This is a genomic window from Modestobacter sp. I12A-02662, from assembly GCF_041028325.1.
Classification (GTDB): Bacteria; Actinomycetota; Actinomycetes; order Mycobacteriales; family Geodermatophilaceae; genus Modestobacter.
On sequence record NZ_JABGDE010000002.1, the window covers coordinates 421,163 to 441,237 of the forward strand.

Here is a 20,075-nt window from a genome sequence, read left to right on the forward strand (position 1 = left end):
CGGGCGCCACATCTTCGCTAGTTGTGCGTAGCCGCGGCCATGCAGACCGGTGCGGGAGGGCGGAGACTCTAGCTAGTTGGCCATGCACGCCTTGTCATGCTCTTGGCATTGATGACCCGAACGGAACCCGTGACCCGCATGACCCAGGGGCAGTGGAATGCACAGGCTTCGGACATAGATCTCCGGTTCGGATTGCGAGACGTGGTCTCTCGCTATGGCGGCCTCGTGGAGCATTATCGCACTGGCCTCTATCCCAGCATGCGCCCCGAGAAGTACTCGCGGGCGTATCAAGAACGCGATTCTCTTGATGATGCCCTAGCGGACGAGTGGAGCAGTCAGCCACTCAGCTTGGCCTACGGCACCGCCGAAATGCACATGGGCTCCGCCCAGGATCATCTTGGCGCGGTTGCCATAGCGCTGGGTAGCAACCTACAAGACTCCATCATGACCTTGGCCCGAGGGGTGGTCGAGGGGTGCGCCAGGGCCGCATGGCTGCTGGAAACCAACATCGACGGCCGTGCTCGCATCGCTAGGTGCATAACCGAGCGACTGGATGCGCTGCGGGAGCAAGCCGGGCGGATCGAACGCCTGCAGATGCAAGGCGGGCCGGACACTTTCGAACGCATTGCAGCCATCGAGCGCTCAGCGATCAGGCAAGGCGTGGAGGTCATTCGCGACAAGAAGGGGAACGCTGTCGCTGTCGGTTGGGATCGGTTCCCGCGAGCCACGCAAGCAGTCGAACTGCTCTATGACCGCCTTGGGCCAAACTATGGCCGTGGGATCTACGCCGACCTGTCCGCCGTAGCACACGGCACTCTAGCCGCCTTCGCTTACAAGAAGCTGCCACTGCTTGACCCGAGAGAAGCTCCAATCCAAGCTCCACCCCCCGAGGATCGAATCCCTTTTGAGCGGGGCGTCGTAATGGCGCTGACGGCCTACGATGAAGCCGTTAGGCGGTACTTCACGCTGTTCGGCTGGGCTCTGGGCCCTTGGCACGACTTCCTCACGAGGGCCCATGCTCGACTGCGCGCACTGCTCGGCGTGGAGCCGAGCCGTCTCGATATCGTCCGAATTCGGGGTGACGACTGACGGCAGGGCAGGGCAGGGCAGGGCAGGCGAACATCTACCTCCGGGCTGGCCCGCCATAGTCGCGAACGACATCAGGCCGGTCCACGCTCGGTGTCCCTGAGTGGGCCGCTTAGGGCGACGCGAGACGGCGGCCGTCCCTCCCTTCGGTCGGGGACAACGCGGGACACCTCCGGGGGTGTCCTTTTCTCCCCCCCATCTCCGGGGGGGCGAACCATCGGCTTCCCCGGGTGGCAGTAGGTGCCTGGTTTGGCCTGGCCCGGCCGGTGCTCAGTGCGGGTGCCCCTTAGCAGGCCGCTACGCGACGCGCCCTTCAGTGCAGACGCTTCCGCGGAAGCGTCGGCCGGCAGGGCTGTTCGCTTCCGTTGAAGGGTCTCCCCACGAATCGTGTTCTTGAGTGAGCCACTCAGAGGCAGTTGCTCGACTCCCTTCGAGCCGGTAGCGCGGCGGCTTGCCCATCCGTCACAACGAGTCCCGACACCGTGGATGCAAGACGTGTGTGGCCTCGTGATCTTGCTGATCTCCAGTGTCGAGGGTCGGGTGGCTCTAGCGCGATGAGGCACCGCGAACCGGGCGTGGTGGCGAGTGCGGCGTGGTGTGGGCGAGGTGTCTCTGAAGGCGGCCTATGGGACAGCCATCATCGTGGCTCGCGAGACGCCGGCTAATTCGACACAGGTGACCCGGCGGGAGCGGGCGTGCCCGCGGACGTCGCCTCGTAGCCGGTCTCCTTTGTCTCACGAGCGCGGCGGGTGGTGGCGACGGCAGCGGCGTTGACGAGCACGACAACGGCGATGCCGGCCCACTCGTGTGCTGCCAGGCCCTGACTCAGCAGGACGGTGCCGACCAGCGCAGCGAGCACGGGGTGGGTAGTCATGAACATCCCGAAGAAGCGTGGCGGGACGAACCGCAGGGCGGTCAGGTCGGCGGCGTAAGGGACGACCGACGACAGCACCCCGGCGGCGAGGGCGTAGCCCAGCGGTGCGCCGGCGAGCCGGCCGTCCACGGCGAGCAGCACCAGGACGGGTGCGTAGGCCAGCGCACACAAGGTGGCGGCGACGGCCGGGGCTTGGAGTCCGGGCAGACGGGCGCCGGCGACGCGGTTGAGCAGGATGTAGGCCGCCCAGCAGGCGGCGGCCGCCAGACCCAGTCCGAGCCCGAGGTAGTCGCTGGAGGAACCGGGCAGGACCAGCACGTAGACGCCGGCCGCGGCTGCGCTTGCGAGCAGCAGGTCCCGGCGGGAGCGCGAGCCGGCGAGCGCGACCCCCAGGGGCCCGAGGAACTCCAGAGTGACGGCCAGGCCGAGTCCGATGCGGTCGATCGCCATGTACAGCGACAGGTTCATGCAGCCGAAGACCACGGCCAGCAGCAGCACTGGCCACCACTGGGACCACATCATCCGCCGCAGCGGCGGGCGGGCGACCGGCAGCAGCACCACCGCGGCGACGACCTGCCGCACCGCCACCACACCGGGGACGCCGACGCTGCCGAAGGCGTGGGCGCCGAGGGCGGCCCCGACCTGGTTGCTTAGAGCGCTGCTCAGCATCGTCGCGACGCCGCGGAGCGGCGACGGTCTCGCTTGATGGGTGTCCTCGCGGGGCTGGGCCTGCGCTGTGGTCACCTGTCTGAGTATCAGCACGTATCAGCCATGAGGGAAATGTCATCCGCGTACGCAGGAATACGCTGAGCGTATGGGCTTGGAGGTAAGGCATTTGCGCGCCTTACTGGCGGTCGTCGAGGCAGGCACGTTCACGGGCGCGGCCGAGGCGCTTGGCCTCTCGCAGGCGTCGGTGTCGCGGACGGTGGCCGCGCTTGAACGGGCACTGGGCGCCCGGGTGCTGCAGCGCACGACCCGCGAGGTGTCGCTCACCGCCATCGGGGCGCGTGTCGTCGGGCACGCCCGGCGGGTCCTGGAAGAGGTCGCCGCGATCGAGCGCGCCGCCGACGAGACCCGCGGCGACGTGCGGATCGGCTACACCTGGGCGGCGCTGGGGCGGCACACCACCGCGGTGCAGCGGCGCTGGTCGGAGAGCCATCCCGGTTCGGCGCTGGTCTTCGTCCAGTCCATCACTCCTACCGCGGGTCTGGCCGAGGGCGCCACCGACGTCAGCGTGCTGCGCCGCCCGGTCGACGACGCGCGCCTGCGAAGCGTTCTGCTCGGCGTCGAGCGGCGCTACGCCGCCGTCGCCGCCGACGACCCGCTGGCCCGCCGCCGCAGCGTGAGCCTCAATGACTTCGCCGGCCGCACCGTTGCCCTCGACAGCCTCACCGGCACCACCACCGAGGAGATGTGGACCCCGCCGGTCGCTCCCGCCGCCACGCGGTCCGTCCGCGGTGTCGATGAGTGGCTCACCGTCATCGCCGCCGGCCAGGCCCTCGGCATCACCGCCGAAGCCACCGCTAGCCAGCACCCGCGCCCGGGCGTCGTTTATCGGCCGGTCCGCGACGCACCACCTGTCCCAGTGTGGCTCGCCTGGTGGGCCGACAGCCCGCCACCGAACGTCGAGGCGCTCCTGCAACTCATGTACGGGCAGTACGCCCGCAACACCCGCGACACCCCCAGGGGGCGCTGACCTCGCTCGCCCAGCAAGGGGCGTCGTCCTCGCCCAGCGACCCCCTGATGCAGAACTCGAGCGGGGTGACCTGCTTCGGGTCAGGCCAGCACCATCCGACCGAGGCGCCGGCGCACAGCCGCACTGACAGGTGTCCCAGACTGGGCCGCTCAGAGCGATGCGCGCGGGCTTGGTGGAACGGAGTGGGCCCGATCAGTCTCGGGACGGACCCTCACCATCGGGTGGCGCCGGCAACGAGTCGACGAACCGCTGAAGTGCCGCAGCGAACGGCCCCGCGACGGTTAGCGGTAGGTGCAGCGTCAGCTCGCGGTCCTGGGGGACACCTGCATCAGGGCCTCGACGCTGGGGCGGGTGCGCTGCGGCTTGGCGCCGAAGGACCGGTAGGCCTCCCGCCACGCGGCCAGGTGCGGCAGCTCCTCGGGCTTGAGCCCGTCGAGCCGCTCCCGCGCGTTGGCCTCAGCGGCGACGAGGACTCGCTCGCTCCCCCGTGCCTGTCAGCACAGCGTTCGCCATCGTGGACGCATTCATCACCCAACGACCGTTCTTCTCGGGCAACCCGGCAGGTGTGCTGCTCCTCGACGATTCCCCCAATCCCGGCTGGATACAGGGCGTTGCGAACGAGCTGGCACAAGCCGAGACGGCGTTCCTCGCTCCGGGCGAGGACGGCGAGTTCCGGCTGCGCTGGTTCACCCCGGTGGCCGAGGTTGCACTGTGCGGGCACGCCACCCTGGCCTGCGCCCACTGGCTCTGGGAGTCAGGCGTCCTCAAGGAGGCGGCCGCGCGGGCGGCCAGGTGGTTGCAGTTGTGGTTGTAGTTGGCGGCGTTGGCGCCCGGCCGCCAGTGTCCGCCGTCGTTTGAACACGCACGTCAGGCGGCTTACGGAACGATGGCGAACCGCCAAGAACGCGATCATGACGGCCTGGCAGTTTGGGCATCAGGGGTTCGAGTCCCCTCAGCTCCACCCCGACTCTGGTGCCGCTGTGGCCCTGTGACGCGCTAGGAAGCGGGCGTCAACCTGTGGAGTGGCGGAAGACCGCGCCGGGCAGCAAAGGCTTGGACCTGCTCCGCGCTGAGGCAGCATCCGCGGGGACAGTCGAAGTCGACAAGCCGTCCGTGCACCCAGCCGACAGCCGCCGCCCGTCGACACGTCGGACAGTCTTCCCAGGTGACCCGCTCACTCGGTTCCATCGTGGTGCCTCCCGATCCCGGCGAGCTGGCCGGGGGCGGGAGGGGTCCGGCCACGAGTTCGAGCCTGGGGACCCCTCGGATGAGCACCTAGTGCCCCGATGCGCTGTTCGGAAACGCGTGGCCCGCGAACAAGGGCGTCGGTGCAACCCTTGCGGTCGGGCTAACCCGACCCCAGCGCCGCGTCAGTGGCCCGGCGGATCGCCTCGTAGCAGTCGCAGGCGTATGCCTGTAGGCGTGGCCGGTCGGTGATGGTGATGCGGCCGCGGGAGTAGGTGATGCAGCCGTCCTCGGCCAGGGACTGGGCGACCTCGCTGACCGAGGTCCGGCGCACGGCCAGCATCTGGGCGAGGAAGTGCTGGGTGAGCTCGAAGCTGGGGCCGTCCATCCGGTCGGCGGTCATCAGCAGCCAGCGGGCGGCGCGCCGGCGGATCGTGTGCACCCGGTTGCAGGCGGCGTTGCGCGCCACCTGGGTGAACAGGACCTGCGCCGAGCGGCGGAGCATGGCCGTCAGCGGCCCGTCCACGTCGGTGATGTGCTCGCGGAGGTCCTCGGCGCTCATGCAGAACGCCCGGCCCGGCACCTGCACCAGGGCGCGTTCGGTGGGAGCGGTGGCGCCGAGGTAGACCGAAATGCCGACCACGCCCTCCCGGCCGATGGTCGCGGTCTCCACGATCTGGTCGTCCCCGAGGTCGGCGACGACGGAGACCACACCGAGCAGAGGGAAGTACACCTCGGTGATGTCGCGGCCAGGTTCGTGCAGCACTCGCCCGGCGGGCAGCGGGATGTCCGTCAGGTCGGGCAGCAGGGCGGCCAGGCTGGTCTCGTCCAGACCGCCGAGAACGGTGTTGCGACGAGCGAGGATGGCGTCGGTTGTCACGGGGATGCCTCGGGGGCCCTTCCGAGCGGTGTGCCGGACGCGACGGCGGGATGGTGATCCCTCGTCCGCGGTCGACGCGCTGGGGCGGAGGCTGCCCGCTTGGACAGCGGAGCATCACCATGATGGTGCACTTCCGTGCCGGGCGCCAGGGGACGCGTGCTCCGCACACTGGGCGCACAATGTCGAGTACCGTGCACAACGCTGCCTGAGCGTGCTCGTTCTGAGCAGGGCCGGCCGCGCACGGTAACGCGGAACGATGCAACGTCAGAGCTGAGGGGCAGGCCGCGCGGATTCCGCGGACGCCCGGGACGAGACGAGAGGACCAGGCGCATGACCGGTCCTTCGGACCCTTCGAGCCCCCCGCGGACGCGGGCGGCGCTGGATGACCTCGGCCAGTTGCTGCTGGGCGAGCACACCACCCCGTCGGTGCTGCAGCGGATCGTCGACTTGGTGCAGCGCTCGATGCCGGCCGGCGCGGAGGTGTCCATCACGCTGCTCCGCGACGAGCGCCCGACCACCGCGGCCTTCACCGGCCCGCTGGCCGATGTGCTCGACGAGAGCCAGTACGAGCGGGGCTACGGCCCGTGCTTGGAGGCCGCCCTCGGCGGTCTGCTCACCGAGATCGCCGATGCCCGTGACGAGCACCGCTGGCCGGACTACATCCCCGTCTTCCTCGACAACGACGCGCTGAGCGCACTCGCCGCGCCGGTGCCCGCAGCGCACCCCATTGCTGCATTGAACGTCTACGCGCGGAGCGCGCAGGTCTTCACCGACGACGACCGAGCCGTCCTGCTGGAGTTCGCCGCCTACGCAGGGGCAGCACTCACCAACATGGACGCCCTGCAGGACGCGCGGGACCGGGCGGACAACCTGCAGAAGGCGATGGTGTTCCGCTCGGTCATCGAGCAGGCCAAGGGCATCCTGATGGAGCGGCACAAGCTGACCGCCGATCGGGCCTTTCGGCTGCTGGCCGATGCCTCGATGCACACCAACCGCAAGGTGCGCGATGTCGCTGAGGATCTGGTACTGACCGGGGAGATGGCTGTTGCACCCCCGAGCCGCCCACCATCGCCGGCCCAGGGCGCCTGAACCAAGCCGTCGATGCAGCACCGGCCCGTGGCGAGCAGAGCCACCCGTCGTCGCCTGATCAGCACGACCCTGCAGGAGTGACGCATGAGCGATCCCGTCGCCGAGGGCTCCACACCGGCGCCTGACGAGCACCTGTCCGTGGCACCGCCGGTGGAGCTGGGCGCGGCGCTGAGCCAGATGGCCGGACTGGTGCTGTCCCGGGAGACAGTCGACACCGCGCTCGAGCTGGTCACCAGCCTCGCCGCAACCGCCACCCCCGGCACGCTCGGTGCCGGGGTCACCGTCGTCGACGAACACGGCAAGCGTTCCCGTGCGGCATCCAACTCCGCCACGGAGGAGGCCGACGCCCTGCAGTACGAGTACGACGAAGGACCGTGCCTGACCGCTTGGCGGCGCCGCGAGGTGGTGCGGATCGACGACACGACCACCGACGGCCGCTGGCCGCGGTGGAACGAGGCGGCCAGCGCAATGGGCGTGCGCTCGGTGCTGAGCGCACCCCTGCTGGCGGGCGAGGAGTCCATCGGGGCGATGAAGGTCTACTGCGAGCGGCCGATGAACTACGGCCCGCACGACGAGCACGTCATGCGCCTGCTCGCCGGGCAGGCCGCCATCCTGCTCGCCAACTCACAGAGCCTGCAGGAGGCCCGCCGGCTCAGCCGGCAGCTGACCGAGGCGCTGGCCAGCCGCGACGCGGTCGCCCAGGCAACCGGCGTGCTGCTCGCCCAGGGTGCCGCCGGCGAGCAGGAGGCGTTCGCCGAGCTCGCCGCCGTCGCGCGGCAGACCGACCACCCCGTGCAGGACGTGGCCCGCGCACTCGTGGCCGCGGTCACCGCCCGCAACAGCCGCCCGGCCGGCGGCTGACCAACTCCGACCATGACCAGCGATGAGCGCCACCGGAGCATGGACGCCGCCCGGGTCCACGCGGAGCTGACCGTCCAGGGCCTCTGGCTGCGCTACGTGGCCCTAGGCGGCACCGGCGACGCCTTCGACCTCGACGGCTACCTGCAGGGACTGGTGCCGTTGGAGACCTTCCAGCAGGACGTCCTCGCCCAAGCCCTCAACGAGGCGCTCGAGGACGGCTACCGCGCCCACCGCATCCCGCTGTCCGGTGCCACCGCTGTCGAGGGGGACGACCCGCGTCTCGAAGACCTGGTGCAGCAACTGCTCCGCGACCTCCCGAGCCCTGACTCGGGACCCGGGCCATGAGGGCCCGGGCGCTCCTGAGTCTCGAGCGGGGCGTCCGGCCGGGTGTGCCTCATGCTGTCGGTTGCAGGCGGTCCGGCGGCCACTGGTTCTGACCGTCGGACCTCAGTCTCCATCGTCGCCGGCGCGGTGAAGACCGTGTCGTCCGTCTGCACGTCGTGCGCCCGCCCTCCCGTCGCGGCGCTGTTCCGATGGGTGAAGACTCCGTAGGCAGGGTCGCCGCGCGGGGCATCAACTGACGAGGCGTGGGGACCTAGGCCCCGTTGGTCCAACAGTGGGCCACGGGGCCGCCTCGCGCGGGGCTGTCATCCCGCTCCCTCTAGAGTCTGCCCGGTGCCGTTGATCTTCCACTGGGGCGGGCCGCGTCACGGCCAGGTCGGTGACGTGCGGGACGACATGGTGACGTCGGGCGTGCTCGTCTACGACGGGCCGGAGTGGATCGGCGTTTACGAGCCGCTCGACCCCCCGCAGATCAGGAGCACACCCAAGGGCAGGGCCGAAGTGTGGGTCGTCCGCGAGTAGCTCCGCTGATGGCCGATGCGGCGTCGGTGTCCTGACCGCGAGTGCTGACGGCAGCTGCTGAGCCTGGCCTCAACGCCCTTCGTCTCTCCCGGCTGCAGCGTCGAAACACATTCCGTCCTGCGGTCGGTCCGCATGCCGCACCGTGGTGCCAGCCTGGTGGCCTAGGGCCGCCGTTCACCGCAGGTCGCGGCTGTCCGCGATGGTCCCTCCTCCGACGTGACCTGCGAAATGGCACGTTGCTGGACAACGGCGGACTGCCACCAGCCGCCCTGGCAGTGTGAAAGTTCCCGTGCTTGCTTCGGCGCGACGGACTGCACGGTGCCAAGCCTTACGCCCGTCAGCAGTTGCACGTGCCAATCGCCGTGAACTCATGTGGAACGGTTCTGGCACGCTGCCGCGTAGCCGCCCGTAGCGCGCGAGTCGCGTCGGCACTCCGCCGTGTCGGCGCCGTTCCGGCGGCTGAGAGAATCCTGTTCGACGTCAGCTCGACCCTGCCGAGGCCGAGCCCGCGGCTTGAGCTCGCTGACGAGCACGCCGGCGACGATGAGCGCGGCGCCGACGATGGCGAGACCGGGCAGTTGGTCGCCGGCGAGGCGACCGATGATGCCGCCCCACACCGGCTCGCCGGCGTAGATCACCGTCGCCTTAGTCGGTGACACCGACTGCTGCGCCCAGTTCATGGTGATCTGGATGAGGCAGCTGGCGGCCCCGAGACCGATCGCGGCGGCGAGCCAGAGCCAGGAGAAGGACGGGACTGCCTCGCCGACGACGGGCATCATCGCTACCGACAGGCCGCCGCCGACGAGCAGCTGCACGACCGTGACCCGGCCGAGGTCGACGGTGCCGGCGAACAGGCCGATGAGGACGATCTCCGCAGCGATGGCGACGGTGCTGATTAGCGTCAGGACCTCGCCGGTGCTCAGCGTCAGCCCGGCCGAGTCGGGGTCGGCCAGCAGGAGCAGCCCGGTGAAGGCGAGTGCCACCCCGCCCCAGGCGGCGGGCTTGGGAGCGCGGCGGAACGCCGCCCACTGCAGCAGCGGCACGAGCGGGACGTAGAGCGCGGTGAGGAACGCCGAGGTGCTGCTGGGGATCGTCTGCAGCCCGACGGTCTGCAGCGCGTAGCCGGCGAAGATCGTCACACCAATCGCCGCGCCGGTACCGAGTTCGCGCCGCGTGAGCCCCGTGAGCGTGCGTCGGAAGATGACCGCGCTGATCGCGCCGGCGGCGAGAAAGCGCAGGCCGACGAAGAGCAGCGGCCCGCCGTGCTGGACCGCGAGGTGGACGATGAGGAACGTCGTGCCCCAGACCGCGGTGACGGCGACCAGCGCCAGCTCCTGCCGGCTGAACCTGACACCCCAGCGGGGCCGGCGCCGTGTGTGCAGCATCCCGCTCACCCGCCGGCCGGCCCGGCGCGCCACGGGTCATCGTGGGCGTCGTCCCTGGGGCGGATCAGCACCGGCTACCTCCGTCGGCGCGGGTGAGCAGCCTGCGGTGGAAGGTGGCCTCCGGGCTGAGGGCGAGTAGGCCCTCGGTGAGCCCGTCGGCCGCGGCGAGCGCGTCGTCATCGGTCAGCGGGTCCAGCACGTCGAGGATGAAGACGGCGCTGGTGGTGGCGGTGGTGATGCCGGTGCGGGTGCACTGCCGCCAGTTCCAGCGGCGGCAGGTGACGCCGACGTCGTCGCGCCAGACGACCTCGCCGACCTCGGGGTGTTCGACGACCGCCTCGCCGCGGGCGGTGGTGTCGAAGGGCTCGGTGCCGTCGGCGCGGACGAGTCGCGGCGGGCTGGCGTAGGCGGCGCGGTCCTCCCCGCCGAAGGGCAGCGTGGAGGCGATGGAGACGGCGTTGTAGACGTCGGTGATCCGGTCGATGCGCGGCAGCCCGTCCGGGTCGAGCCGGCGCATCAGCGCCTCCACGCTGGGCCGGGTGCGCTGCGGCTTGGCACCGAAGGCCCGGTAGGCCTCACGCCACGCGGCGAGGTGCGGTAGCTCCTCGGGCCGGCGACCGTCGAGCCGCTCCCGCGCGGTGGCCTCGGCGGCGGCGAGGACCTGCTCGGTGATCTCGTCGCTGGGGCCGCCCCGCAGGCCGTCGGCGGTCAGCAGCAGCACCCGGTAGTCCGGCCGCAGCGCGAACACCGCGTCCTCGACGGTGGCGTCGGCGAGCCACTGCTGGGGGTCGGTCACGGACGGCTCCCGGTGACGTGGGGCTGGAACACGGTGAGGGCGAAGCGGGCGGGGCCGGCGGCGTCGGCGGGGGTGGCGTAGCCGTGCGCGACGTCGCCGGCGAACGCGGCGGAGTCGCCCACCTCGAGTCGCTCGGTGCGGTCGCCGACGCGCAGGTCGACAGCGCCCTCCAGAACGAGCAGCAGTTCCCGGGTGCCGGCGCTGTGCGCCTCGCTGGTGTTCGCATCGCCTGGCTGCAGCGTCCAGTCCCACAGCTCGACGACGTCGGGCGGCTGGGTGCCGGCGACGAGCAACGCCTGCCCGCCGTGGTCGCCGTGCCACAGCACCGGGGCCTGCCCGGCCGCGGTCACGGTGAGAGCGTGCGGGCGTTCGACGTCGACCAGCACCGGCAGCCCGACACCGAGGGCGTCGCTGATCCGCAGCAGGGTGGCGATGCTCGGGTTGCCCTCGCCGTGCTCGATGGTGATGACCATGCGGCGGCTGACCCCGGAGCGGTCGGCCAGCTCGTCCAGCGTCCAGCCGCGGGCGGTCCGGTGCTGCCGCACCCGCTGCCCGATCACCTCGTTGACCGCGACAGCTGTGTTCGTCATCTGCGGCCGCCTCCCTTGCGCCAAGTCGATCTGAAGCGTCTACGCTGCCCCACGTAGTGCAGCATAGTGCATCAAAGAGTAAGGGGATGACCGTGGCAGAGCACCGTTCGGACGACGCGGGCCTACGGATGGAGACGCGACTGGCGGTGGCGGGCCGCCCGTCCGGGCCAGGGCAGCCGCTCAACGTGCCGATCGTCCCGGCGTCGAACTTCCGCGCCGCGGCGGCCGGGGCAGTGGGGCGGGAGTACTCCCGCGACGACGGCACCCCGGGCTGGGAGGCGCTCGAGGGGCTGATCGGTGACCTGGAGGGAGGCGCGGCGGTGTCGTTCTCCTCGGGGATGGCTGCGATCGCCGCCGTCCTGGAGCTGCTGCCGGTCGGCGCCCGCGTGGTCGCGCCCCGGGACAGCTACACCGGACTGCGCGGCCTGCTGGCCGACGGCGCTGCGGCCGGTGACCGCTGGCGGTCGCGGATCGTGGACATGACCGACGCCGGTGACCTGCTGGCTGCGGTCGCCGACGCGGACCTGGTGTGGCTGGAGACCCCGAGCAACCCGCTGCTGGACGTCGTCGGCATCGCCGAGGTCGCGCAGGCGGCTGCGGCGGTCGGCGCGCTGGTGGCGGTGGACAACACCTTCGCCACCCCGCTGCTGCAGAACCCGCTGGGCATGGGCGCGGACTTCGTCGTGCACAGCGCGACCAAGTCCATCGGTGGGCACTCCGACCTGCTGCTGGGCCTGGTGGTGTGCCGCCGCGCCGAGGATCGGGCGCGGCTGAGCCGCCGTCGCGAGGTCGCCGGTGCCACCCCCGGCGCGCTGGAGGCGTTCCTCGCGCTGCGTGGCGCCCGCACCCTGGCCGTGCGGCTGCGGCAGGAGCAGGAGTCGGCCGGCGAGCTCGCCCGCCGGCTGGCGGCGCACCCCGCGGTCGGCCGGGTGCGCTACCCCGGCCTGCCCGACGACCTCAACCACGCCCGCGCCGCCGCCCAGATGCGCGGGTTCGGCACCGTGCTGGGCTTCGAGCTGGCAGACGCCGGCACCGCCGACAAGGTCTGTGCCGCCCTGCGGGTCATCTCCCACGCCACCAGCCTCGGCGGGGTGGAGTCCACCATCGAGCGGCGCGCGAAGCTCCCCGGCCAGGAACACGTGCCGGTCGGCCTGCTGCGCCTGAGCGTGGGTTGCGAGCACGTCGAGGACCTGTGGGCCGACCTGCACACCGCCCTGGAGACCCTCGCCGTGCAAGCGCCCGGCGAGTCCACCGTCCGTTCGACCGTTCCCGCCGGGAGTCACCCGTGATCGACACCGACCTGCCCACCGCCCCCTCGACCAGCCCGCTGGCCCGCGGGTTCGCCGCCTGCCTGGCCTCGGTCATCGAGGTGCCGGTGGCCGACCTGCCGCTGCCCGCCGGTGACCTGCCCCAGGCTCTGGGCGCTTGGCGGTCCTTGCTGGCCGCCCGGGGCTTCGGCTTGGTGTCCATCGCCGACCCCGCCAGCTTCCAATGGGCCGGCTGGTGGATCGCCGTAGTACAGACCGCGGGCGCCGACCCGTCCGGTGCAGCGCAGATGGACCCGCCCGGGGTCGCCACGCTGGCCTTCGGCACCCCGCCGGGCATCGTGCTCAGCCCCCAGAGCCCCGGCCTCCTCGGCCATGCGACGGCGGAGCTGCCGATCACCGCCGCCTACGCCGTCGCCTCCCTCGACCCTGTGCTCCGTGCGGCGACGGCGACGGCGGCGCCCGATCTGCACGGCACCGTCGAGGGTCTGGCGGTCGCCCCAGCGGCCGAGGCCGAGATGCGACTGATCGAGGTGGCTTCCGCCCGCGCCGGCCGCGGCCTCGACGGTGACCGGTACGCCGCCGGCGCCGGCACCTTCAGCCCCCGCGCCGGGCACCGGCCCGGCTACGATTTGACTCTGATGGCCGCCGAGGTCCTCGACGAGCTCGCCACCGCCGGGCACGCGATCGACTTCGCCGCCACCCGCCGCAACGTCCTCACCCGCGGCATCGACGTCAACGCCCTCGTCGCCGTCACCTTCCGCATCGGCGACGTGCTCTGCGCCGGCCGCCGGCTGTGCGAGCCCTGCGTCCACCTGGATCGGCTCAGCGGCCCCGGCCTGCTCCGACCACTCATCCACAAGGGCGGCCTGCGCGTCGACGTCCTCACCGACGGCGAGATCCGCCTCGGAGCACCGATCCAGCCCGCCTGACCCGCCTGGAGCCCTCCCGTGCCCGACAAGACCGCGTTCGCCCTCGTCGACGCGTTCACCACCGAGCACCCGTTCTCGGGCAACCCCGCCGGGGTGCTGCTGCTCGACGAGTTCCCCGATCGGCGCTGGATGCAGGGCGTGGCGAACGAGCTGGCACAAGCCGAGACGGCGTTCCTCGCCCCCGGCGAGGACGGCGCGTTCCGGCTGCGCTGGTTCACCCCGGCGGCCGAGGTCGCGCTGTGCGGGCACGCCACCCTGGCCAGCGCCCACTGGCTCTGGGAGTCCGGCGTCCTGCAGCAGGAGGTTCTCGCCTTCACGACCCGGAGTGGACGGCTCACCGCCGTGCGAGAGCACAACCGGATCGTGCTCGACTTCCCCGCCGCCCCCGCCACGCAGGTGGCGTCCTCCCCGGAACTCCTGGCCGCCCTCGCCGGCCCGGTCCCCGCCTGGACGGGAGTCACCGACCATCCCGAGGCCGGCGAGCGCAACATGCTCGCGGTCCTCGCGTCGGAGGACGCCGTGCGCGACCTCTCGCCCGATCTCCAGGCGGTGGCACGCCTGCCGGTCGGCGGCCTAATCGCCACCGCCAGGCGTCAGGCCGGCGGAGTCGTGTCGCGCTACTTCGCCCCCGCCTACGGGATCCCGGAAGACTCTGTGACCGGGTCAGCCCACTGCACGATCGGCCCCTACTGGCGCGCCGACCTCGGGACCACGCTGTCCGCCGAGCAGGCCTCCCCGCGCGGAGGAGACCTGACCGTCACCACCACAGACACGGGACGGATCCTCCTCGCGGGACAGGCACGCACGGCCGCCACCGGGTTTCTGCACTGACCTGGGTTGGGCTCACTGCTCGGCCGTAGGACCGAGTGAGCGTGCCGGCCTCGCGCTCAGCCGGCGTTGCGCTGTGGTGGCCCTGAGCCGCCACCGGAGACGCAGCGCGGGGCGGCCACGTGGTTGCAGTTGTGGTTGCAGTTGGCGGCGTTCGCGCCCGTCCGCCAGTGTCCACCGTCGTTTAAACACGCACGTCAGGCGGCTTATGGAACGACGGCGAACCGCCGCGAATGCGATCATGACGGCCTGGCAGTGTGGGGGTCAGGGGTTCGAGTCCCCTCAGCTCCACCCATCTGATCAGGCCGTCCTCCTCCCGGAGGGCGGCCTGAGTCCTCTCTGGTGCCAGGTGTGGTCGCAGTTCGCCCACCTTCGACTGGTACCGGCCGGGTGGCGGCGGTTGTGCCGGCCTGAGGAGGACGGGGCTGACCCGCTGCCTCAGGTCCGCCGGAGGGTCGCGACCTGCTCGGGCGTCAGCGGCCGCGTCCGCCGCCCGTGCAGCAGCAGGTGGATGCGAGCGGTCTCCTCGAGCTCCTCGACGGCGTCGGCGGCGGACGCGAGGTCGGTGGCAGACACGATCGGCCCGTGGTTGGCCAGCAACATGGCGTGCGACGTGCGGGCCGTTCCCTCTGCCACCTCCTCGAGCGAGGGGTCGCCCGGGGCGTGGTACGGCAACAGCGGCAGCCGCCCCACCCGCATGACGTAGTAGGCCGTCAGCGGCGGCAGCACGTCGTGCGGGTCCAGGTCGGCCAGGCAGGACACGGCGGCCGCGTGGGTGCTGTGCGTGTGCACCACCGCGGAGTCCTGCGGCCGGGCCCGGTAGACGGCTGCGTGCAGGAACGCCTCCTTGGAGGGCCGTGGGCCGTCGAGGTGGCGGCCCCGCAGGTCGACGAGGCTGAGCTGATCGGTCGACAGCTGCCCGAGGCTCGCCCCGGTCGGGGTCACCAGGAAGCCCCTCGGTACGCGCACGCTCAGGTTCCCGGTACGACCGGCGGTCAGGCCGCGGGCGAACAGCGACGCGCCCAGCGCGACCACCTGCCCGCGCAGCTCCGGATGGTCCGCCACGTCCCCGCCCCGTCGCCCGCTCAGGCCCGCGGGGGCTGTGTGCCGAGCAGCACGGCCAGCTCCTGCACCAGTTCGCGCACCCGTCCGAGCTCCTCGCCGCTGCCCGCGCCGGGCGGGCGGGGGCCGACGTGCGCGTCCACGTCGAACACGGTGTCCGGGCGGTGCCAGGCGGTGAACCACTCCAGCCCGCGCCCGTACTGGTCCCGGGTCACCCCCTGCAGCAGCAGGACCGGCACGCCGACGCGGAGGTCCAGGTGCGCCGCCACGGCCTCGTCCGCGGGCACCGCCTGCAACTGCCGTGGGCCACCCTGGGGCTCGACACCCCGCGCCCGCATCCAGTCGTGCAGGGAGCCGCCGTCGAGGTCCTCGGCCGACAGGTGCGGGAAGAGCTCCCTCGGCAGCCAGGTGCGCATGAAGACCAGCGGCTGCTCCTCCACCCGGCGGATCCGTTCGAGGCGCCAGGTGTCGGTCAGCCCGAGCGCGGTGGCGGCCGTGGACGGCGCCTCGTCGACCGCCAGCCCGACGATCTCGGTGCGGAGGTGGTGACCACTGGCCTCGACCTGCTGGCGGAGGCCGCCGGCCTGGTCCGCGCGCCGCCGGTGCTCGGGGCGTGGTGCCACCACGCTGCCGCGGCCGCGTTGGCGGACGATCAGTCCGAGGTCGGCGAGGTCGCCCAGGGCCTGCCGGACGACGCTCCGCGACACGCCGTACCGCGCCTGCAGTGCCTCCTCGGTCGGCAGCGGCGCCCCGGACGGCAGGGAGTGGCTGTCGATCTGCTGTCGGAGCGCGTCGCGGATCTGCGCGTACAGGGGGACCCCGGCGGCGCGGTCGAATCGCCTCTGCAGGGGGACGTCGTCCGTGGACGCCGACTCGTCGACGGTCATCTCGCGCTCCTCTCCGGGTGACGCCTGGCGACGAGCGGCCCGGCGACTCGTCGACCATCGTGCCCGCTCCAGATCGGGGCTTGACGGCGTGGCGGACGTCACCTTACCGTCATCCGTACAAATCGTACGGACATATTGTCCGGTCCCCACGGAGGTCAGGTTGGCCGAGATCCTGCGGACGAGCCCGTCCAGGTTCTCCATGTTCAGCTTCATGCGCCGCATCCCCGGCGGCCTCATGCTCATCCCGCTGGCGCTCGGCGTGCTGATGAACACCTTCGCGCCGGACGCACTCGGGATCGGCAGCTTCACCACCGCACTGTTCAAGGAGGGCGCCCTCGCGCTGATCGCGCTGCTGGTCCTGGCGACCGGGGCGTCGATCACCGGTACGCACAACGGCAAGGGCGCTGCCGGGACGACGCTGGTCGTCCTGCTGGCCAAGACGCTCATCCCCCTCACGCTGTGCGTGGTCCTCGGTCTCACGGTCGGCGTCGACGGGATCCTCGGTGTCTCGATCCTCGGCCTGCTCGCCATCTTCGGGAACAGCAACGGTGCCATGTGGCTCGCCTTCGCCGGCGAGTACGGGGACGAGCGGGACCGTGGCGCCTACGTCGCCAGCGCCTTCGACGACGGCCCCTTCCTGGTGCTGGTGTTCCTCGGCGCTTCGGGCCTGGCCGACATCCCCCTGCTCGCCCTGGTCGCCGCCCTGGTGCCCTTCGTCATCGGCCTGGGCATCGGTGCGGTCGACCGCAAGTGGACCAAGGCGTTGGACGCCGTGCCGAACATCGTCATCCCCTTCATGTCCTTCGCGGTGGGCACCGGCATCGACCTGCGGACCGTCCTCACCGGAGGCGCCGCCGGTGCCGTCCTGGGTGTCGGCGTCGTCGTCCTCACCGGCGGGCTGACCTACCTCGGCTACCGGTTCCTGCTCCGCCGCGGCAGCGAGAGCGGCATCGGCTTCGCGGCGGGCACCACGGCCGGCAACGCGGTGGCCGTTCCTGCCGCCGTCGCCGCCGCGGACCCCAACTTCGCGCCCTTCGTCGCCTCCGCGTCCGCTCAGGCGGCCACGGCCGTCCTCGTCACGGCCCTGCTGGCCCCCACCGTCGCGGCCTGGGTCATGAAGCGGGCGGGAGCGCTCGAACCCGTTCCCCTGCCCGTGGTCCCGCCGAAACCGCACCACGCGTGACCGCGCCTTCCCGCCCGCACCGACCGGAGGACCTCGACATGCGTGACCCCCGCCGTATCCGCTGCACCTACTACATCGAGGCCGTCGACGTGGCACGGGCTGCGGCCGCCCTCGCCGGCGAACAGTCCAGCGGGACGTTCATCGCCGTCCCCGGAGAGTCCGACCGGATCCGCGAGCGCCATGCGGCCGAGGTGGTGGCGGTCCGCGAGCTCGGCGAGTGCGCGCCCTCCCTGCCGTCGAGGCGCCGGCCGGAGCGGGTGACCGCGGCCGAGGTCGTCGTCGAGTTCCCGATGGAGAACATCGGTACCGACATCGCGACCTTGCTCACCGCGGTCGCCGGCAACCTGTTCGAGCTCGTCGAGCTGTACGCCTGCCGGCTGCAGTCGATCGCACTGCCCGACGAGTTCGTCGCGGCCCACCCCGGCCCCGCCTTCGGCGTGGCGGGCACCCGCAAGCTCATGGGCGTGCCGGACGGCGTGCTGATCGGCACGATCGTCAAGCCGAACGTCGGCCTCGTGGAGGAGGAGTTCCGCGGGGTGGTGCGCGAGCTGGCCCGCGCCTCGATCGACCTCATCAAGGACGACGAGCTGATGACCGACCCGGCGTACCTCCCCCTGGAGACCCGCGTCCGCGTCGCGCTGGAGGAGATCGACGACGCTCAGCAGGCCACAGGGCACCGGACGATGTACGCGTTCAACATCACCGGGGACCTCGCCGGCCTCCAGCGCCGGCACGACCTGGTGGTCGAGGCGGGCGGGAACTGCGTGATGCTCAACGTCCCGGTCATGGGCCTGCCGGCGCTCGCGTGGCTGCGCGGATTCGCCCAGGTGCCCGTCCACGGCCACCGGGCCGGGCTGGCCGCCTCGATGCGCTCCCCCGCCCTGGGGGTGGACTTCACGGTTTGGCAGCAACTGGCTCGCCTGGCCGGCGCCGACCACGTCCACGCCAGCGGGCTGGGCAGCAAGTTCTACGAGCGGGACGAGGAGGTCGCGGCCAACATCCGCAGCCTGCAGGCGCCGCTGGGGACCACGATCGCCCCCCTTCCGACGCTGTCGTCCGGTCAGAACGTGCTGACGCCGGGACCGACGTTCGCGGCGGTGGGGTCCACCGATCTGCTCATGCTGGCCGGCGGTGGCATCGCCGCCCACCCGGACGGCCCGGCCGCCGGTGTCCGCAGCCTGCGCCAGGCGTGGGCTGCGGCGGTGAGTGGGAAGCCGTTGGCGGCCGCGGCCGCGGCGCTGGCGGCTCGTGGCGACCACGGCCTCGCACACGCGCTGCAGACGTTCCCGGCAGGTGCCTGATGGCCGACATCGGGTTCCTCGCCGACGACCTGACGGGCGCCAGCGACGTCCTCGCGCAAGCGCACGCCTACGGGCTCGACGCCATGCTGGTCCTCGACCCCGAACGGTCGACGCCGGAGGACGCCGACGTCGTGGGCATCGCCGGACCGGCCCGCTCGCTGGCCGGCGACGCGCTCGACGAGGCGGTGCGGTCCGGCCTCGCCCCGCTGGCGTCCCTGGACCTGTCCGTGCTGCTCTACAAGGTCTGCTCCACGTTCGACTCCTCGCCCACCGTCGGCAGCATCGGGCGGGGGATCGAGCTCCTGCACGAGCGTTTCCCCGGGCACGGACCGGTGCCCGTCGTCCCGGCGCAGCCCGGCTTCGGTCGCTACACCGCCTTCAGCCAGCACTTCGGCGCCTATGCAGGCGAGGTGTACCGGCTGGACCGGCACCCCGTGATGGCTCGCCACCCGTCCACGCCGATGCACGAGGCCGACCTGCGGCTGGTCCTGACCGAACAGCTCGCGAGCCGGCGCCCCGTCCCGGGCCTGCAGCTGCCGGCCCACGCCGACGGCACCTTCGACGACCGGTGGGCGCAGCTGCGCGCGGCGGCCGACGCCGAGGCCTTCGTCGTGGACGCCGTCGACGAGGCGCAGATGGACACCGTCGCCAAGGCCCTGCTCCTGGACCCGCGTCCCGCCGGACCGGCGCTCGTCGTCGGTTCCGGGGGCATCATGGCCGCGCTGGCCCGCCTCCGCGGCGGCGCCCCCCGCAGGCCGCCGGCTCCCACCGCCTCCCGCGGCCCGACGCTCGTCGTGTCGGCGTCCGCGTCCACCACCACCGCCGGCCAGATCGCCGACGCGGTCGATCACGGGTGGGTCGACGTCCCGATCCCGGCCGGGGCCTTCGCCGGCGACGTCACCGCGACGCCGTGGTCGGCCGCCGTCGAGGCAGCACTCCGGGCCGGCCGGGACGTCGTCGCCCACACCACGCGGGGTCCCGACGACGCCCGGCTGAGCGCCGGCTCCGTCACCGCCGCCGAGGTGGGCGGGACCATCGGCCGGCTCGCCGGCGAATTCGCCCGCCGGGGACTGACCCGGGACGTCGTCGTCTGCGGCGGTGACACCTCCAGCCACGCCCTGCTGGCGATGGACGTCAGCGAGCTACGGGTCAGCGAGCAGTTCGTCACCGCCGGACCCATCTGCACCACCGATGACGCGGCGGCCGTCGCCGGCTGCCGCGTCCTGCTCAAGGGCGGGCAGGTCGGCCCCCCCGACCTGTTCCGCCGCTTCGCCGGCCTCGTCTGAGCCGCGTACCCCACCCCGCACGATC

General features: G+C 72.1%; 20 protein-coding genes. 13 read left to right on the top strand and 7 right to left on the bottom strand.

What is annotated here, in order from left to right:
* The first annotated feature begins 129 nt into the window (after positions 1 to 129).
* Positions 130 to 1,089, top strand: a complete 960-nt coding sequence (locus HL189_RS02500; protein WP_369132121.1) for a hypothetical protein — start codon at positions 130 to 132, stop codon at positions 1,087 to 1,089.
* 658 nt (positions 1,090 to 1,747) lie between these two features.
* On the opposite strand, the gene HL189_RS02505 is transcribed toward HL189_RS02500, so the two are convergent.
* Entirely contained in the window at positions 1,748 to 2,629 is an 882-nt protein-coding gene (locus HL189_RS02505) for a DMT family transporter (protein ID WP_369132122.1), read from the bottom strand.
* Positions 2,630 to 2,774: 145 nt separating this feature from the next.
* Here HL189_RS02505 and HL189_RS02510 point away from each other — a divergent pair, with 145 nt between their 5' ends.
* Positions 2,775 to 3,656 carry a LysR family transcriptional regulator gene (locus HL189_RS02510; RefSeq protein WP_369132123.1) on the top strand — a complete coding sequence of 294 codons (882 nt, stop codon included), beginning with the start codon at positions 2,775 to 2,777 and terminating at the stop codon, positions 3,654 to 3,656.
* Between the two features lie 514 nt (positions 3,657 to 4,170).
* Positions 4,171 to 4,470, top strand: coding sequence for a PhzF family phenazine biosynthesis protein (locus tag HL189_RS02515; RefSeq protein ID WP_369132124.1), 300 nt, complete (start codon positions 4,171 to 4,173; stop codon positions 4,468 to 4,470).
* A gap of 534 nt (positions 4,471 to 5,004) precedes the next feature.
* Here the strand turns inward: HL189_RS02515 and HL189_RS02520 are convergent.
* Positions 5,005 to 5,721: a Crp/Fnr family transcriptional regulator gene (locus HL189_RS02520; RefSeq protein ID WP_369132125.1), complete on the bottom strand. Its 717-nt coding sequence runs from the start codon at positions 5,719 to 5,721 to the stop codon at positions 5,005 to 5,007.
* Positions 5,722 to 6,117: 396 nt separating this feature from the next.
* On the opposite strand from HL189_RS02520, the gene HL189_RS02525 reads away from it, so the two are divergent.
* From HL189_RS02525 to HL189_RS02540, 4 genes are all read left to right on the top strand, one after another.
* A complete protein-coding gene (locus HL189_RS02525; RefSeq protein WP_369132126.1) occupies positions 6,118 to 6,810 on the top strand; it encodes an ANTAR domain-containing protein in 693 nt (230 codons plus the stop codon).
* An 84-nt stretch (positions 6,811 to 6,894) separates the two neighbouring features.
* Entirely contained in the window at positions 6,895 to 7,671 is a 777-nt protein-coding gene (locus HL189_RS02530; RefSeq protein WP_369132127.1) for a GAF and ANTAR domain-containing protein, read from the top strand.
* 12 nt (positions 7,672 to 7,683) lie between these two features.
* Positions 7,684 to 8,016, top strand: a complete 333-nt coding sequence (locus tag HL189_RS02535) for a hypothetical protein (protein WP_369132128.1) — start codon at positions 7,684 to 7,686, stop codon at positions 8,014 to 8,016.
* 330 nt (positions 8,017 to 8,346) lie between these two features.
* Complete coding sequence (locus tag HL189_RS02540) at positions 8,347 to 8,535, top strand: hypothetical protein (RefSeq protein ID WP_369132129.1); 189 nt, start codon at positions 8,347 to 8,349, stop codon at positions 8,533 to 8,535.
* Between the two features lie 368 nt (positions 8,536 to 8,903).
* On the opposite strand, the gene HL189_RS02545 is transcribed toward HL189_RS02540, so the two are convergent.
* From HL189_RS02545 to HL189_RS02555, 3 genes are all read right to left on the bottom strand, one after another.
* Positions 8,904 to 9,920, bottom strand: a complete 1,017-nt coding sequence (locus HL189_RS02545; RefSeq protein WP_369132130.1) for a DMT family transporter — start codon at positions 9,918 to 9,920, stop codon at positions 8,904 to 8,906.
* Positions 9,921 to 9,984: 64 nt separating this feature from the next.
* Entirely contained in the window at positions 9,985 to 10,716 is a 732-nt protein-coding gene (locus HL189_RS02550) for a B3/4 domain-containing protein (protein ID WP_369132131.1), read from the bottom strand.
* Positions 10,713 to 11,306, bottom strand: a complete 594-nt coding sequence (locus HL189_RS02555) for a helix-turn-helix domain-containing protein (RefSeq protein WP_369132132.1) — start codon at positions 11,304 to 11,306, stop codon at positions 10,713 to 10,715. The genes HL189_RS02550 and HL189_RS02555 overlap by 4 nt, the downstream gene beginning before the upstream one ends.
* Before the next feature lie 128 nt (positions 11,307 to 11,434).
* On the opposite strand from HL189_RS02555, the gene HL189_RS02560 reads away from it, so the two are divergent.
* Genes HL189_RS02560 through HL189_RS02570 form a run of 3 tightly spaced genes read left to right on the top strand, consistent with a single transcriptional unit; the run spans position 11,435 to position 14,334 of the window.
* On the top strand, positions 11,435 to 12,595 hold the full coding sequence (locus HL189_RS02560; protein WP_369132133.1) for a PLP-dependent aspartate aminotransferase family protein: 1,161 nt from the start codon (positions 11,435 to 11,437) through the stop codon (positions 12,593 to 12,595).
* Positions 12,592 to 13,503 (top strand): MOSC domain-containing protein, encoded by a 912-nt coding sequence (locus tag HL189_RS02565; RefSeq protein ID WP_369132134.1) that lies wholly within the window; start codon positions 12,592 to 12,594, stop codon positions 13,501 to 13,503. The genes HL189_RS02560 and HL189_RS02565 overlap by 4 nt, the downstream gene beginning before the upstream one ends.
* 18 nt (positions 13,504 to 13,521) lie before the next feature.
* Positions 13,522 to 14,334 (top strand): PhzF family phenazine biosynthesis protein, encoded by an 813-nt coding sequence (locus tag HL189_RS02570; protein WP_369132135.1) that lies wholly within the window; start codon positions 13,522 to 13,524, stop codon positions 14,332 to 14,334.
* A gap of 435 nt (positions 14,335 to 14,769) precedes the next feature.
* Here HL189_RS02570 and otnC read toward each other — a convergent pair whose 3' ends face one another.
* Both otnC and HL189_RS02580 read right to left on the bottom strand, forming a co-directional pair.
* Positions 14,770 to 15,396, bottom strand: coding sequence for a 3-oxo-tetronate 4-phosphate decarboxylase (gene otnC, locus HL189_RS02575; RefSeq protein ID WP_369132136.1), 627 nt, complete (start codon positions 15,394 to 15,396; stop codon positions 14,770 to 14,772).
* Between the two features lie 20 nt (positions 15,397 to 15,416).
* Complete coding sequence (locus HL189_RS02580) at positions 15,417 to 16,280, bottom strand: GntR family transcriptional regulator (protein WP_369132137.1); 864 nt, start codon at positions 16,278 to 16,280, stop codon at positions 15,417 to 15,419.
* A 199-nt stretch (positions 16,281 to 16,479) separates the two neighbouring features.
* Here HL189_RS02580 and HL189_RS02585 point away from each other — a divergent pair, with 199 nt between their 5' ends.
* Genes HL189_RS02585 through HL189_RS02595 form a run of 3 tightly spaced genes read left to right on the top strand, consistent with a single transcriptional unit; the run spans position 16,480 to position 20,050 of the window.
* The gene (locus HL189_RS02585; RefSeq protein WP_369132138.1) at positions 16,480 to 17,463 is read left to right on the top strand and encodes a 2-keto-3-deoxygluconate permease; all 984 of its coding nucleotides are present in this window, start codon (positions 16,480 to 16,482) and stop codon (positions 17,461 to 17,463) included.
* Between the two features lie 38 nt (positions 17,464 to 17,501).
* Entirely contained in the window at positions 17,502 to 18,764 is a 1,263-nt protein-coding gene (locus tag HL189_RS02590) for a RuBisCO large subunit C-terminal-like domain-containing protein (protein WP_369132139.1), read from the top strand.
* The gene (locus tag HL189_RS02595) at positions 18,764 to 20,050 is read left to right on the top strand and encodes a four-carbon acid sugar kinase family protein (protein WP_369132140.1); all 1,287 of its coding nucleotides are present in this window, start codon (positions 18,764 to 18,766) and stop codon (positions 20,048 to 20,050) included. The genes HL189_RS02590 and HL189_RS02595 overlap by 1 nt, the downstream gene beginning before the upstream one ends.
* Positions 20,051 to 20,075: the final 25 nt, after the last annotated feature.